16 protein-coding genes are annotated in these 14268 nt (G+C 73.3%); 14 read left to right on the forward strand and 2 right to left on the reverse strand.

Going from position 1 to position 14268, the window contains the following annotated elements:
- Positions 1-64: 64 nt before the first annotated feature.
- On the reverse strand, positions 65-646 hold the full coding sequence (locus tag AB0873_RS12135; RefSeq protein ID WP_366599705.1) for a TetR/AcrR family transcriptional regulator: 582 nt from the start codon (positions 644-646) through the stop codon (positions 65-67).
- Between the two features lie 143 nt (positions 647-789).
- Between AB0873_RS12135 and AB0873_RS12140 the strand changes: the two genes are divergently transcribed.
- The gene (locus tag AB0873_RS12140; protein ID WP_366599706.1) at positions 790-1623 is read left to right on the forward strand and encodes an alpha/beta hydrolase; all 834 of its coding nucleotides are present in this window, start codon (positions 790-792) and stop codon (positions 1621-1623) included.
- Positions 1624-1783: 160 nt separating this feature from the next.
- On the opposite strand, the gene AB0873_RS12145 is transcribed toward AB0873_RS12140, so the two are convergent.
- A complete protein-coding gene (locus AB0873_RS12145; RefSeq protein WP_366599707.1) occupies positions 1784-2362 on the reverse strand; it encodes a TetR family transcriptional regulator C-terminal domain-containing protein in 579 nt (192 codons plus the stop codon).
- Between the two features lie 148 nt (positions 2363-2510).
- On the opposite strand from AB0873_RS12145, the gene AB0873_RS12150 reads away from it, so the two are divergent.
- The 13 genes from AB0873_RS12150 (at position 2511) to AB0873_RS12210 (ending at position 14267) form a co-directional block, all read left to right on the forward strand.
- Positions 2511-3230 carry a hypothetical protein gene (locus AB0873_RS12150; protein WP_366599708.1) on the forward strand — a complete coding sequence of 240 codons (720 nt, stop codon included), beginning with the start codon at positions 2511-2513 and terminating at the stop codon, positions 3228-3230.
- A gap of 532 nt (positions 3231-3762) precedes the next feature.
- On the forward strand, positions 3763-4446 hold the full coding sequence (locus AB0873_RS12155) for a BTAD domain-containing putative transcriptional regulator (RefSeq protein WP_366599709.1): 684 nt from the start codon (positions 3763-3765) through the stop codon (positions 4444-4446).
- A gap of 243 nt (positions 4447-4689) precedes the next feature.
- Complete coding sequence (locus AB0873_RS12160; RefSeq protein ID WP_366599710.1) at positions 4690-6588, forward strand: phage tail sheath subtilisin-like domain-containing protein; 1899 nt, start codon at positions 4690-4692, stop codon at positions 6586-6588.
- A 1-nt stretch (position 6589) separates the two neighbouring features.
- Entirely contained in the window at positions 6590-7093 is a 504-nt protein-coding gene (locus AB0873_RS12165; RefSeq protein ID WP_111134925.1) for a phage tail protein, read from the forward strand.
- A gap of 13 nt (positions 7094-7106) precedes the next feature.
- Positions 7107-7748, forward strand: a complete 642-nt coding sequence (locus tag AB0873_RS12170; protein ID WP_366599711.1) for a hypothetical protein — start codon at positions 7107-7109, stop codon at positions 7746-7748.
- Positions 7745-8587, forward strand: coding sequence for a hypothetical protein (locus tag AB0873_RS12175; protein ID WP_366599712.1), 843 nt, complete (start codon positions 7745-7747; stop codon positions 8585-8587). The genes AB0873_RS12170 and AB0873_RS12175 overlap by 4 nt, the downstream gene beginning before the upstream one ends.
- Positions 8584-9783: a DUF4255 domain-containing protein gene (locus AB0873_RS12180; protein WP_366599713.1), complete on the forward strand. Its 1200-nt coding sequence runs from the start codon at positions 8584-8586 to the stop codon at positions 9781-9783. The genes AB0873_RS12175 and AB0873_RS12180 overlap by 4 nt, the downstream gene beginning before the upstream one ends.
- Complete coding sequence (locus AB0873_RS12185; RefSeq protein ID WP_366599714.1) at positions 9780-11654, forward strand: AAA family ATPase; 1875 nt, start codon at positions 9780-9782, stop codon at positions 11652-11654. Before AB0873_RS12180 ends, AB0873_RS12185 begins: the two co-directional genes overlap by 4 nt.
- Complete coding sequence (locus tag AB0873_RS12190) at positions 11651-11827, forward strand: hypothetical protein (protein WP_155331506.1); 177 nt, start codon at positions 11651-11653, stop codon at positions 11825-11827. Before AB0873_RS12185 ends, AB0873_RS12190 begins: the two co-directional genes overlap by 4 nt.
- Positions 11821-12441 (forward strand): hypothetical protein, encoded by a 621-nt coding sequence (locus AB0873_RS12195; RefSeq protein ID WP_366599715.1) that lies wholly within the window; start codon positions 11821-11823, stop codon positions 12439-12441. The genes AB0873_RS12190 and AB0873_RS12195 overlap by 7 nt, the downstream gene beginning before the upstream one ends.
- Complete coding sequence (locus tag AB0873_RS12200) at positions 12438-12701, forward strand: hypothetical protein (RefSeq protein WP_155331504.1); 264 nt, start codon at positions 12438-12440, stop codon at positions 12699-12701. Before AB0873_RS12195 ends, AB0873_RS12200 begins: the two co-directional genes overlap by 4 nt.
- Positions 12694-13788 carry a hypothetical protein gene (locus tag AB0873_RS12205; RefSeq protein WP_366599716.1) on the forward strand — a complete coding sequence of 365 codons (1095 nt, stop codon included), beginning with the start codon at positions 12694-12696 and terminating at the stop codon, positions 13786-13788. Before AB0873_RS12200 ends, AB0873_RS12205 begins: the two co-directional genes overlap by 8 nt.
- Entirely contained in the window at positions 13785-14267 is a 483-nt protein-coding gene (locus tag AB0873_RS12210) for a phage baseplate assembly protein V (RefSeq protein ID WP_366599717.1), read from the forward strand. The genes AB0873_RS12205 and AB0873_RS12210 overlap by 4 nt, the downstream gene beginning before the upstream one ends.
- Position 14268 lies beyond the last annotated feature (1 nt).

Here is a 14268-nt window from a genome sequence, read left to right on the forward strand (position 1 = left end):
GCTCGATGCCGCCACCGGCAGGCTGGTGGCCGGTCAACGGGACGTGCGAAGCTGGATTTCGTTCTCAATCCGCTGTGGTCCCGGCCAGCGCGGAGTCGATGAGCGTCGCGGCAGCGGTGCGGGCGTGGCCGGCCGCTTCGCTCGTGCCGGCGATGGCGGCGGTGGTCTGCGCCCCCTCGGCGAGGATGGCCAGTTGGAAGGCGAGTGACGCAGGGCCGCCCGCGTCGGCAATGAGTTCGGCGAGACGGGCCTGGAACTCGGCCTTGTGCTCGCGGACGAGGTCGGCGATCCGTGGCGCGCTGGCACCGAGTTCGCCGAACGTGTTGATGAACACGCAGCCGCGAAAGTCGTCCTCGTCGAACCAGCGGGACAGCATGTCGTAGATGGCGAGCAGCCGATCGCGTGGTGTGTCGCCGGTCGCGACGGCCGCCTCGACGAGCTCGTTCCAATTCTGGCGCCGACGGTGCAGGACCTCCTCCACGAGGCTCTCCTTCGAGGGGAAGAGCTGGTAGAGACGCTTGAGGGAGACGCCGGCCTCGGCTCGTAGGGCATCCATGCCGACCGCCTGGACGCCGCGGCTGTAGTAGAGCCGGTCGGCGACCACCAGCACCTTCTCACGGATCGCCTCGTCGGCCTGTGCCGGCATGGTCTCCCCTCCTGTCCAGGTCCCGGTGACGACGCTCACGGCGGGATACCCGCCGAACGACTAGCGCCGAGAACGAACGTTCTCTAGCCTACTCCACAGAGCGCGAGAACGGTCGTTCTCCGACCAATCCAAGGGAGACCCTCATGCCGTACGTCACCGTCGGAACCGAGAACAGCACCACCATCGACCTCTACTACGAAGACCACGGCCAGGGGCAGCCCGTCGTGCTCATCCACGGCTACCCCCTCGACGGGCACTCCTGGGAGAAGCAGAGCTCGGCCCTGCTCGCCGCCGGCTACCGGGTGATCACCTACGACCGGCGAGGCTTCGGGCAGTCCAGCCAGCCCACCATCGGCTACGACTACGACACCTTCGCGGCCGACCTGCACACCCTCCTGGAGACACTCGACCTGACCAACGTCGTCCTCGTCGGTTTCAGCATGGGTACCGGCGAGGTGGCCCGCTACCTGAGCCGGTACGGCTCCGCCCGCGTCGCGAAGGCCGCCTTCCTGGCCGCGCTGGAGCCGTTCCTGCTGAAGACGGCGGACAACCCCACCGGCGTGCCGCAGGAGGTCTTCGACGGCATCCTCGCCGCCGTCACCGCCGACCGGTACGCCTACTTCACCGACTTCTTCCGCACCTTCTACAACACCGAGGAGCTACTCGGCGGCCGACTGTCGGAGGAAGCCCTGCGGAACAGCTGGAACGTCGCCGCCGGCGCCTCCTGGTACGCCTCCGGCGCCGCCGTACCGACCTGGGTCACCGACTTCCGTGCCGACATCGACAAGATCGACGTGCCGGCGCTGATCGTGCACGGCACCGCCGACAACATCCTGCCGATCGACGCCACCGCCCGCGAGTTCCACAAGCGGCTGCCGCAAGCCGACTACGTCGAGATCGCCGGCGCCCCGCACGGACTCCTCTGGACTCACGCCGGTGAGGTGAACGAAGCCCTGCTGGCCTTCCTGGCCAGGTAACGCCAACCCGCCGAGGAGGGGCCGCCCCGGTGGTGCGGCCCCTCACGGTGGCACTGCCACCGTCGAGGACGGTGCTGCCCGGCGGACTGGTGCCGGTGCGTCCCGCCGGCCCCACCGGCGCCCCTCGACCCCGAGGGGGTCGGGGCTGCCGACCAGGGCCTCAGGCGGGCGCGAGCAGCAACTCGAACACCGAGGTGAAGAAGGCGTCGAATGCGGCGGTGGAGCGATCGGCACGCGCCCGGATGAGTGTGCCTTCCCAGGCGTTGACGAGAAAGCCCGCGGTGACCTCGGGGGCGAGGTCGGTGCGGACCGCTCCGGCACGTTGCGCCTCGGTCAGGGTTGCCACGATGAGAGTGGTCCACGTGTCGAGGCTGTCCCGTACGGCGCCTCGGATGGCGTCGCTGTGGTCGGCGATCTCGCTGCCGAAGTTGCCGTACAGGCAGCCGCGGTGGTATCCGTACGCGACAACCTCGTCGCGCAGGAACTCGAAGTGTCTCCGGAGCCGCTCGACCGGGGGGACCGCCTCATCGGTGAGGTCCGCGAGCCGGCGTCCGGCGCCGTACCGCTCGAGCGCCACGATCGCGAGGGCTTCCTTGCTGTCGAAGTGGTTGTAGAACGACCCCTTCGGTACGCCGGCGGCGTCGGTGATGTCCTTCACGCCGGCGGCGTTGTAGCCGCGGGCGTGGAACCGATCGAGCGCGGCCGTCACGATCTCCTCACGCATGCTCTTCCTGCCCATGACGCATCACCTCCGATCCCAATATGACCAGTCGTCTCACCGCTGTCCAGTCCGCCCCGCTGTGATCCAGGGCTCGTTGACGACGATAAGACGACCGGTCATATTTGCTTCCACGCAGCCCGGCGACGCGACGATGGGAGACCTTGCGGTGACCGATCTGATGAACTCCGTTATCGAGGCCCACGGCGGTCTCGACCGCTACCGGCGATTCCGCTCCGCCACGGCCCACTTCCGTTCGGGCGGGGCGCTGTGGGCCGTCAAGAATCAGGAAGGCATCTTCAGCCAGGCCGCTGTGCGAGTCGACCTGCGCCGGCAGCACGCCAGCCACTACCCCTTCACCGCACCCGACCTGCGAACCTCGTTCACCGCCCAGCGCGTGTCCGTGGAGAGCGACACCGGCGAGGTGAAGGCCGAGCGCCTGGACCCGCGTGCCGCCTTCGCCGGCCACGTCCTCGAGACCCCGTGGGACGACCTGCACGTCGCCTACTTCGCCGGCTACGCCATGTGGACGTACCTGACGTCCCCGTTCACCTTCGCGTCGCCTGACTTCGTGGCCGAGGAACTGCCCCCGGTGGCAGAGGACGGGCAGTCCTTGAACCGCCTCAAGGTCACCTTTCCCGACCACATCGCCACCCATTGCCGGGAGCAGACGTTCTACTTCGACCAGGACGGGCTGCTGCGCAGGCACGACTACACGGCCGAGGTCATCAATGCCGGCCCGGCCGCACACTACTGCTCGGACTACCGGGAGTTCGGCGGGATCATGGTTGCCACCCGGCGGCGCGTCTACCCGCTCGGTGCGGACGGAGTAGTGGCTCGTGACCTCGAACTCGTCACGATCGACATCGACAGTGTTCTGTTCGCCTGATTCCGGCGAGCCGCAACCCTCCGGTCCTGACCGATGGACTGACGGTCCGGGCCCTGCCCGCAGCGCGCGGGCAGGCCCCGGCTCCGTTCACGCCTGGAAGTCCGGATTCATCTTGATGATGGAGAAGTGCCCGCCCTGCGGGTCGGTCAGCACCGCGAAGCGCCCCGGCGCGATCTCCGGTGGCGGCACGGGTGCGGCGCCACCGAGCTCGACGGCTCTGGCCGCCGTCTCGTCGGCGTCGCGACCGCGAAGTAGACCATCCAGTGGTTCGGCAGGTCCACCCGGGTCTGACGTCGTCCCGATTCGGCCCTCGGCGGCGAGCTTGCATCGGTTTTCTTACACACCCTCGCCTGCCCGCCGTCGAGCCTGCCAAGATGCCCTCAGAAAGATCGTGAAGCGTCTCTCAGCTCCGGTCGTAGCCCGAGCACCCGTGCTGGTCACGCCACGTGGCCGTGTCCCGGGTGCCCGGCGTTTGGCAGCGACACTGGCGGGAGGGCCGGTGGGGGGTACGTCGACAACTCAGGCCCGGCACGTGCGCGTCGAGGTACTGCACCGCTTCCGCGTGCTGGTCGACGGACGGTTCATCGCGCTGTCCGAGGGCAGTCAACGGTTGATCGGCTGCCTTGCCGTCGCCGATCAACCCCGCCCTCGGACCACCCTGGCCGGCACACTGTGGCCGGAACGCAGCGAGCGCGACGCGCACGCGTCGCTGCGGCAGGCGCTGTGGCGGCTCAACCGGCACGTGTCCGGGTTGCTGGAGCAGGAGAACCAGCACATCGGGCTGGCCCGGGGCACCGAGGTCGACCTGCACGAGATCTACCGGCTCTCCGACGCGGTCTCCGTGAGCGAGCCGAGAGTGAACCGGCAGGCGGTACGCCTGCTGGAGGGCGATCTCCTGCCGGAGTGGTCGTACGACTGGTTGGACGGTCACCGCGAGTCGCTGCGCCAGGTGCGCCTGCACACGCTGGAGGCACTCGCGCGCAACGACCTCAACGCGGGCCGTACCGCCACCGCCCTGGTGGCCGCGCTCGCCGCGGTGGGCCTCGACCAGTTGCGGGAGAGCGCCCAACGGATCGTGATCGCCGCCCACCTCGCCGAAGGCAACACGGCGGAGGCGGTCCGCCAGTACGTCCGCTTCCGCGACCTGTTGTGGGAAGAGCTGCAGCTGCGGCCCAGCCGGCAGCTCCAGGAGATGCTGCCCGAAGGGGCCAGCTGACCCACCCGCACCCGCCCGGCTGATACTTCGGTCCACCACGTGGGCGATCCTTCCTGCCCGTTCGGCCGTCGCCGGCTCCGCGTACCGTCCCGACCCGGGGTGCCGGCTGTCCGTTCGAACCTCGGCGCAGGCGTCAGCGGAGACGCGCCGACAACGCGCGCGCGACGGCTCGACAACGCGGGCGCGACGGCCCGGCCACGATCGGGAGACGGGCCGACGACGATCGACGGCGAGAATCCGCCCATGAGCGTGCAGACGACATACCCCGGCGTGTACGTCCTCGAACGTCCGTCCGGCAGCCACGCGATCACCGGTGTGTCGACGTCGTTGACCGCGTTCGTCGGCGCCGCCCGCAAGGGCCCGGGCGACACCCCCGTGCCGGTGTCCAGCTTCGCCGACTACCTGCGGCGGTTCGGCGACGTGATGGACACCGCGCAGCCGATGGGTCACGCCGTCGGGCAGTTCTTCGTCAACGGCGGCGCCCAGGCCGTCGTGGTCCGGGCGCTCGGGGCGGGCGCGGCCGCGGCGACACTGGCCCTGCCCGCCGTGAACGGGCTGACGGTGACCCTCACGGCCCGCTCGCGCGGGGCGTACGCCAACGGCAGCGGCGCCGGGACGACCGGGCAGACCGGCCTCTTCGCCCAGGTGAAGGCGGCCGACGACTTCCCGTCCGACCGGTTCAACCTGGAGCTCACCGAGTGGACGCCCGGCGTCGGCGGCGGGCCTGCGACGGTGACCGTCAAGGAGGTCTGGCGGGAGCTGTCGATGTCCCCCGCCAGCACCCGTTACCTGGTGTCGGTGCTCAACGCCAGCACCCTGGTCACCGCCCAGGTCACCGGCACGCCGGCGCCCGCGCCCTCGGCCGGGACGTCCACCGGGGCGCTGAGCCCCGCCAACGTCACGGTGACCGGCAAGGCGTTACGACTCTCGGTCGACCAGGGCCCGGCGAACGACCACGTCCTCTTCCCGACCGAGGACCCGCCCGTCTCGCACACCCTCGCGCAGGTCCGTGACCACATCAACGCGCCCGGTTCGATCTGGCCGGTGACCGCCAGCGTGTCCGGCGGCAAGCTCGTGCTGACCAGCAAGACCAGCGACCTGGACAGTGCGGTCGTGGTCGGGCTGAGCGGGCTGAACGACGCGTCGGCCGACCTCGGCCTGGGCGTGGCCCGCGGCGGCGTCGAGGTGAGTGCGAGCGCGCCGTACCGGCCGGCCGCCGCCGCGGCGGCGCCACTGGCCGGCGGCTCCGACGGGGCGACCGTCGGCGCGAACGAGATCGTGTCGGCCACCGCCGGCCAGGGCCTGCTCGCCCTGGACACGTTGGACTTTCCCCGGTTCAACCTGCTCTGCCTGCCGGGCGTGACGACCGCGGACACCGCCTCGATCAACACGGCGCTGGACTACTGCCGCCGGCAGAACGCGTTCCTGGTGATCGACCCGGCGCCGGGGCTGAACCCGGCGCAGCTGAAGACCGCCGCGAACCTGCTGCGGGCGCAGGGCGCCCACGGCGCGGTCTACTGGCCCCGGCTGGTCACCGCCGACGGCGGCGCGGACGGGTGGGGTCCCAGCGGCGCGGTCGCCGGGATCATGGCCCGCACCGACGCGTCGCGCGGGGTGTGGAAGGCCCCGGCGGGGCTGGAGGCCGGCATCGCCGGAGCGGTCGGGCTCACCGCCCCGACCAACGACGACGTCTCCGGCGCGCTGAACCCGCTCGGGCTCAACGTACTGCGCACCTTCCCCGGCGTCGGCATGGTGGTGTGGGGCGCCCGGACCCTCGCCGGCAGCGACGTCCTCTCCAGCGACTCCAAGTACGTCCCGGTCCGCCGGCTGACCGACTACATCTCGGCCAGCCTCTACCTGGGAACGCAGTTCGCCGTCTTCGAGCCGAACGACCCGGACCTCTGGGCGCAGCTGCGCCTGGCGGTCGGGGGCTTCATGCGCGGGCTGTTCCGGCAGGGCGCGTTCCAGCAGTCCGAGAAGCACGCCGAGTCGGACAGCTTCTTCGTCGTCTGCGACTCGTCGGTCAACCCGCAGACCGAGATAGACAACGGCCGGGTCAACGTCGTGGTCGGGTTCGCCCCGCTCAAGCCCGCCGAGTTCGTGATCATCACCATCACCCAGCTGAGCCAGGCGGGAGAGTGACATGGCCGAGTTCAGCGTGAACCCCACGCGCTTCGACCCGTACAAGAGCCACATGTTCCGCGTCCGGTGGGACGGCGTGTACGTGGCGGGGTTGTCGAAGATGTCCCCGCTGAAGCGGTCGACGGCACCGGTCACGCACCGGGTCGGCGGTGACCCCGGCCACGACCGCAAGAGCCCGGGCCTGACCACGTACGACGCGGTCACCCTGGAACGTGGCGTCACGCACGACCTCGCCTTCGAAGCCTGGGCGAACAAGGTCTCCAGCCTGCGCCAGCCGGGCATCTCGTTGCGGGACTTCCGCAAGGATCTCATCGTCGACGTGTTCAACGAGGCGAACCAGAAGGTGCTCAGCTACAAACTGTTCCGCTGCTGGGTCTCCGAGTACCAGGCGCTGCCCGCGCTGGACGCCGCCACGGCAGTGGTCGCCATCCAGAGCATCAAGCTGGAGCTGGAGGGCTGGGAGCGCGACACGTCGGTCACCGAGCCCGCCGAGCAGAGTGTCTGAGGCGGGCCCGGTCATGCCGGCGGCACCCGGTCTGGCGCGGCTGGTCGCCGCGCTCGACGACGGCGACGGCCTCCTCGCGCAGGCCGTCGCCGTGCTGCGCGCCGCCGCACCCGAGCCCGACCCGGCGCACCTGCCGGCCAGCGCCGCCGACCGGCAACTGCTCGCCGTGCACGAGCGCGCGGTGGGCCGCCCGCTCGAACTCACCGTCGCCTGCCCGGGCTGCGGCGCGCTGACCACCCTGCCGCTCGGCCGGGCCGACGTCGGCGAGCACCACCCGCGCAGCGCCTGGTGCTCGCCCGGGGTCGGCGTACGCGAGCCCAGTTACGCGGACCTGCTCGCCGCCCGGGGCGACCCGCACCGGCTGCTCGCGCTGTGCCGGGTCGGCGAGGGTGCCACGCTCGACGACCTGGCCCGCGTCGAGGGGTCGCTGTGCGGACCGCTGCGTTCGTCGTGCTGCGACTGCGGTGGGCCGCTGGAGGTGGACGTCGACGTGGTCGCACTGGTGCTGCGGGCGCTCAGCGGTCTACGGGTCGACATCGACCGGGAGGTGCACCTGCTCGCCTCCCGGTACGGCTGGGACCTCGCGGTGATCGAATCGCTGCCGGACGAGCGTCGTCGCCGCCTGGCCGCCCTGGTCGCGGGGACGACGCCGTGAGCGTGCCGCCGGCCGTCGCGCGGCTGGTCGCCCGCGCTACCCGGCCCCCGGTCACCGTCGACTCGCCGCTCGCCGCCCACCTGGACGACGCCGGGACCGCACTCCCGGCCGTGGCCCCACCGCCGGTCCCCCACCTGTCAACGGCGGCACCGCCGGTCCCCCGCCCGTCCCGCGAGTCTCCGCCGGCCGCGTCCCCGAACGATCACCCGGCCGAGCCGCCGAACGACCACCATCGGGCGGGAACGTCGTCGCCGGCCCGGCCCGCCGTACCGCGTCCGGGCACGCCGGCCCCGGCCCCACCCCTGTCGTCCCCGGCACGCCGGTCTCCGCCGGCTGATCCGGCCGGGTTGCCGGCTCCGGGCGCGACCGACCGGACGGCGCCCCGTCCGGTCGGTGGGCCGCCGACGGCGCCGGCGCCGGTCGTCGACCCCACCGTCGCGGACGTCGAGGGGATCCCGGCCGCGTCGCCCACCGGCGCGCCCGCCCGACCCGATGTCGCCGGCTGGCCGGACCAACCGGAGGGCAGCGCTGCGTCGGCGCCGCCGGCGGCCCGGCCCGCCGCGCTGATCCGCACGCCCGAGGTCGCGGCGGTGCCGACCGACCCCACCGTCCCCACCCCGACCCCGGCGGCACCCGGGCCGGGCACGCCGGCGCCGGAGCGCACGACGCCGGTCGGCGCCCCGGCGCCCCGCGACACGGTGAAACCCGCCCCCGTGCCACCGGTACAGATCGGACGCATCGAGATCCAGGTCGCCCCGCCACCCACCGAGACCGACCCGTTCAGCGGCTGCCGCGCGCTCGAAGAGGGCGTCACCGCCCGACGAGGGGGTGGCTGGTGAGCCTGTTCAGCCCCGGACCGCCCGTGCTGGCCGGCGTGGACGAGGTGCTCCGTGTGCTGACCACCGAGGCACTGAAGGGACTGGCCACTCCGGTCGGGGTCAGCGTCGGGCCGCTCGACCGCCCGGTCGACGGACCCCGGCTCAACTGGTTCCTCTACCGGATCGAGCCGGCGCCCGCGTACGCCAACATGGAGTCGCCGCAGCACGGCTGGCGGACCCGGCGCGGCCGCCCGCCGCTCGCGCTCACGCTGCACTACCTGCTCACCGCCGACGCCGGTGAGCTGACCGAGAGCGGCACCGAGGACGACGTGGTGCACGCCGCCCTCTCCGCGCTCATGTCGGCGCTGCACGAGAACGGGATCTTCGGCGCGGACACTCCGGTCGCGACCGGCCCCGACCGCGCCGTCACCGACGTCGCGGGCGCGTTGGAAGGCATGGTCGAACCCCTGCGGATAACCATCGAGCAGGTGCCGATGGAGACGATCACCGCGCTGTGGAACACCGGCTCGCACGCGCTGCGACTGTCGATCGGCTACCAGGTCAGCCTGGTCACCGTGCCGGCGCTGACGGCGTACACGCCGGGGCCGCCGGTGCGCGCCCGCCGGGTCGGCGTGGCACCGTCGCCGGCGCCGGTCGTCGACGACGTCCGGCCGGCGGTGGCCTGGTTCGACCAGGCTCTCACCGTACGGGCGCACGGCGTGACCGACCAGCGCCAGGTGACGTTGGGCCGGCTACCCGGCGATCCGGACGATCCCACCGACGGGCGTCCCGACCCGGCCACCACGCACAGCACCGGGCCGTGGCGGCTCACCGCCAGTCCGGCACCGGGCGGCCTCACCGTGCACCTGCCCAACGGTGAACTCGTCCCTGGCGCCCGGCCCCTCGTGGTCACCAACCTCGCCGACGGGTTGGCGGCCGGCAGCGGGTCCGCGACGGTGACGGTGGTGCCGGTCGTCGTGTCCGCCGCCGCGCCGCTGGCCTCCGGCGCCACGGCGACGCTGACGGTGCGGCACGTCACCGACGGCGGTCAGGCGTTCTTCGCCGGGCGGGCGGTGCCGTACACGGCACTGTCCGCGACCTCGATCCAGGTCGTCGTGCCCGCCCTGCCGCCCGACGCGCCCGGCGCGACGGTCCCGGTGAGCCTGCGGTGCGGCACGGTCGCCGGGCCGGCGACGGAGCTGGCGGTGGCGCCGTGAGCATCGCGACGGTGGAGGCGCCCGCCCGGGGGACACCCTCGGCGCTGACCGACCCGCGGCTGCTCGCCTGGCGGCACCTCTTCGTCTCCGGCGCCGCCGACGTGCTGCGCCGCTACCGCGAGGCGTGGGCCGACCCGACGCTGGACGACGCGACCCGCGCGGTCGCCGCCGTCGGTGTCGTCGACCCGCACCCCCGCGTCGCGCTCCTGCCGCTGCCGACCGAGGGCGAGTTCGCCGAGCTGGTCCGGGTCACCGGCATCGACGCCGCCGCCGAGGCGGTACTCGCGGTGGCCTGGTGGGCGGCGGTCGAGCCGCAGGTGGCGATCGTCTGCGGCTGCGTGCACGACGACGCCGGCCGCCGCCGGCCGAGCCTCGGCCTGCTCGCGCACGTCCTCGCCGGTGTCGGCGTGACCGTGCCGCTGACCGTGGGCGCCACCCACCCGCTGGTCCGCGGCGGGCTGCTGGACGTCCTGGTCGACCCCGACGCCCCGATCCGGCTGCCCACCACCACCGTCGCCGCGATCGCCGGCCAACGCCCCGCACCACCCGCGCCGGGCGGGGTCGCGCCGCGGGTCGCCGCCGCCGCGACGCGGATCGCCGCGCTGCTCGACGCGGGCGTCCCCGTGCTGGTCCGCTGCGAGGTGCCCGACGATCGTGCGCCGGTGCGCGACGCCGTGGCGGCGCAGCTCGGCATCGCGCCGGCTCCCGGGGTACGGCCGCCGGCGGTCGCCCGGCTGCTGCTGCGCCTCCGGCACGAGCTGCCGGCGGTCCTCCTCGAGCCGGGCGACGCGCCGCCGGACGGGACGGTGCTCGCGCTGGGCGGCGCGGACGATCCGGGCCCGCCCGGGTGGCACGTCGTCGAGCTGGCCGCGCCGCCGCTGGCCGTGGCCGAGCAGGTCTGGCGGCGCGCGCTGCGGCAGGCCGGCGTCGCCGTGAACCCGGACGAGCTGGCCGACCTGGTCGGACGGCTGCCGCTGGCCGAGCCGGCGATAGCCGCCGTGGTGGAGCGGGCCCGCGTGGCGGCGGCCGTGGACGGCCGGGCCGCGACGGCCCGGGACGTGAGCGCCGCACTGCGGTCCCAACCCCGCCACGACCCGGGTGGGCTCGCCCGCCGGCTGCCGCCGACGACCACACTCGACGACCTGGTCCTTCCCCCGGCGACCCTCGCCGCGGTACGCGACGTGGTCGCGCACGCGCGGCACTCCCCCGCCGCGCACGACCGGCTGGGGCTGACCGGCCGGTTGGGCCGGGCCGTCATCGCGCTGTTCCACGGGCCGTCCGGCACCGGCAAGACCGCCGCGGCCGAGGCGGTCGCCGCCGCGATCGACCGTGACCTGTGGGTCGTCGATCTGGCCCGGGTGGTGACCAAGTGGCTGGGCGAGACCCAACGCAATCTCGACAGCGTGCTGCGCGACGCGGCGGTGGCCGGCGCGGTGCTGCTCTTCGACGAGGCGGACGGGCTGTTCGGTAAGCGAGGCGACGTCACCGACGCCCGGGACCGCTACGCCAACCTGGAGATCGACCACCTGTTGCAGCGCATCGAGGTGCACGCCGGCGTGGTCGTGCTGACCAGCAACCGTCCGTCCGCGCTGGACGAGGCGTTCGCCCGCCGGATCCGGCTCGCCGTCCGGTTCGACCTGCCCGACCACGGCGAGCGGGAACGGATCTGGCGCCGCCACCTGCCCGACGTCGACACCGCGGCGGTCGCCCGCGAGGAGCTGTCCGGGGCCACCATCCGGGCCGCCGCGCTGGCCGCCACGGTCAGCGCCATCGCCGCGGGCACGGCGGTGCGGGCCGAGCACCTGCACGCCGCCGTCCGCCGCGAGTTGGAGAAGAGCCGCCGTCCACCCACCGCCCGGAGGCCCCGGTGACCGACATCCACGTGAACGTCGACCAGCCGCCCGAACCGGGTCTGCTTCGCGCCGCCATCGAGGCCGCGTTGGCCGGCCGGGCCTGGCCGGACGGGCCGGAGGCGGCCGTCGCGCGAGCCGTCGCGGACCACGTCACCGGCACCGACCACGGACCGAGGAGCAGGTCATGTTGATGCGCGGGATGCTGCTGTCCTTCTCCGACCCGGTGGCGGGCATGGTGCCGAGCCTGGTGCCGTTCCAGTACAACCCGGCCGAGGTGACCCGGGTACTGCGGGTGCAGCGCGGTGAGTCCGGCGGGTCCGGGCTCCGGGTGGGCGGACCGCCGGTGGAGTCGTACACGTTGAAAATCGAACTCGACGCGCTGGACGCGATCGACAAGCCGATCACCGGGTCGCTCGGCATCGGACCGCTGCTGGCGACCATCGAAGGGCTGCTCGAGCCGGGCGGCGGCGGGTTGGCCGCGCTGGTCGGGGCGATCACCGGCGCACTCGGCGGCGGTGCAGGCCCCGCGCCGGTGCCCGCACCGTCGCTGCCGCTGGTGGTACTCGCCTGGAGCCTGGAGCGGATCGTCCCGGTCCGGGTGGACAGCTGCACGATCCACGAGACCGGCTTCGACGCGATGTTGCAGCCCGTGCAGGCCACCGTGGACCTGTCGCTGACCGTGCTGCGCAGCCGGGACCTCAGCCCGGACCTGAAGCTGGCGAACGTGCTGGCGACGGCCTACCAGGCGGTACGCACCGCCAGCGCCACCGTCGGCATCGCCCAGGGCGTGGAGTTGATGCTGTGACCGGCCGGTACGCGGACCAGCCGCAGCTGGACGTGGCGCAGGACGACGGCACGACGCGGCCGATGTCGACGCCGCGGATCAGCGTCGCGCCGAGGGCCGACGTGGTGTACCCCGTCCGCGCCGGCGACCGGCTCGACCTGCTCGCGGCGGCGGCGTTGAACGACAGCACCCGGTGGTGGGTGATCGCCGACGCCAACCCGGCCGCCGACGCGCTCGCCCTGGAGGAGCCGGGGACGATGCTGGCGGTGCCCGATGCCTGAGACGCGCACCGTGATCACGGTCGACGGAAACCCGCTGACCGCGCACCAGCTGGAGCTGGTGCAGAGCGTCAGCGTCGAGGAGTCGCTCGGCAGCCCGGACAAGGCCAGCGTCACCGTCGCGATGGACACCGACAACAACAGCGCGTGGCACAGTTCGCTGGACGCGCTGGTCGCGCCGGCCACCCCGTTCACCGTGCGGGTGGGCCGGGGCGGGGCCAGCTACGAGATCGACGCCCGCAGCGTGAGCGCGAACTGGAGCTTCACGCCCGGCGGGCGGTCCACGTTGACCGTGGAGGGGATGGACCGCAGCGTCGAGATGGACCGCCGCGACGTGCAGCGGCTGTGGCAGGACACCACCGACTCGACGATCGCGCGGACGCTGTTCACGCAGTACGGCCTGGCCGCGCAGGTCGAGTCCACCCCGGCCGGGACGGACTCGGCCACCTACTCGCCGCAGCAGAGCGCCACCGACTGGGCCTTCCTGCGGGGCCTGGCCGGGCGCAACGGGTTCGACCTGCACGTCGAGTCGATCGGCGGAGTGGTCACCGGGGTGTTCAAGCGGATCGACCCGACGGCGGCGGCGCAGACCACCATCCGGCTGGGCTACGGCGAGCTCGGCGGCCGGGCCACCGCGTCGGTGCAGCTGCTCGCCGGTCAGGAGGTGCACCTGACCCGCACCGTCCCGGGAACCACCGACACCGACGTGGCCAGCGACCCGGGCACCGGGCACGCGATGGGCCCGCGGTCGCTCGGCGGGGCCACCCTGATCCGTACCCACGCCGCGGCCGGCATCAGCGTGCTGGACGCCCGGACGACCGCCACGGCGATGGCCGAGCGCAGCGCGTTCGGCGCGTCGCTGTCCACCACGCTGACCGCCCCCGACATGCCGCTGGTCCGCGCCCGCCGCACCATCACCGTCGCCGGGCTCGGCCCGACGCTGGACGGGCTGTGGCTGGTCAAGTCGGTGCGGCACACGATCACCGCCGGCGGGCACAGCCAGGCGTTGGGCCTGATCCGCAACGCGCTGGGCAGCGGGTCGGCAGGCGCCGGCGGGCTGGCCGCCCTCGCCGCGGGGGCGGCGCTGTGAACGCCGCCCACGTCGGGCTGTTCCCCGGCACGGTGCACGACAACGACGACCCGGAGAAGAAGTGCCGGATCAAGGTGGTCGTCCCGGAGCTGCTGGACGGCCCGACCGGCTGGTGCCTGCCCGCACTGCCGTACGCGGGGGACGGCTGCGGCTTCGCGTTGGTCCCCCCGGTCGGCGCGGCCGTGCTGGTGCAGTGGCCGCGCGGCGACCTGTCCGCGCAGCCGGTCTGGTCGGGCGCGAACTGGAGCGCCGGCAAGGCGGTGGCGGGTGCCGGGCCGAACACGGTCGTGCTGCTCACCCCGGGCGGGCACCGGCTCGAACTGTCCGACGAGGAGGGCGCGCTGACCGTCACCTGCTCGGCGGGCCCGGTCATCACGCTCGATGACGACGGCGTGCGGATCGACAACGGGTCGGGCGCGACCATCGTCATGCAGAACGGGCAGGTCGACATCAACGACGGCGCCCTGGTGGTGAAGTGAC

The organism is Micromonospora sp. NPDC047707 (genome assembly GCF_040704235.1).
Lineage (GTDB): Bacteria > Actinomycetota > Actinomycetes > Mycobacteriales > Micromonosporaceae > Micromonospora.

Excerpts from the sequence above, each read along its gene's own strand:
- AB0873_RS12135 (WP_366599705.1), bottom strand. The coding sequence starts at position 646 with ATGCCGGCACAGGCCGACGAGGCGATCCGTGAGAAGGTGCTGGTGGTC.
- AB0873_RS12165 (WP_111134925.1), top strand. The coding sequence starts at position 6,590 with ATGGCCGAGTTCAGCGTGAACCCCACGCGCTTCGACCCGTACAAGAGC.
- AB0873_RS12140 (WP_366599706.1), top strand. The coding sequence starts at position 790 with ATGCCGTACGTCACCGTCGGAACCGAGAACAGCACCACCATCGACCTC.
- AB0873_RS12170 (WP_366599711.1), top strand. The coding sequence starts at position 7,107 with ATGCCGGCGGCACCCGGTCTGGCGCGGCTGGTCGCCGCGCTCGACGAC.
- AB0873_RS12145 (WP_366599707.1), bottom strand. The coding sequence starts at position 2,362 with ATGGGCAGGAAGAGCATGCGTGAGGAGATCGTGACGGCCGCGCTCGAT.
- AB0873_RS12205 (WP_366599716.1), top strand. The coding sequence starts at position 12,694 with ATGCCTGAGACGCGCACCGTGATCACGGTCGACGGAAACCCGCTGACC.
- AB0873_RS12160 (WP_366599710.1), top strand. The coding sequence starts at position 4,690 with ATGAGCGTGCAGACGACATACCCCGGCGTGTACGTCCTCGAACGTCCG.
- AB0873_RS12195 (WP_366599715.1), top strand. The coding sequence starts at position 11,821 with ATGTTGATGCGCGGGATGCTGCTGTCCTTCTCCGACCCGGTGGCGGGC.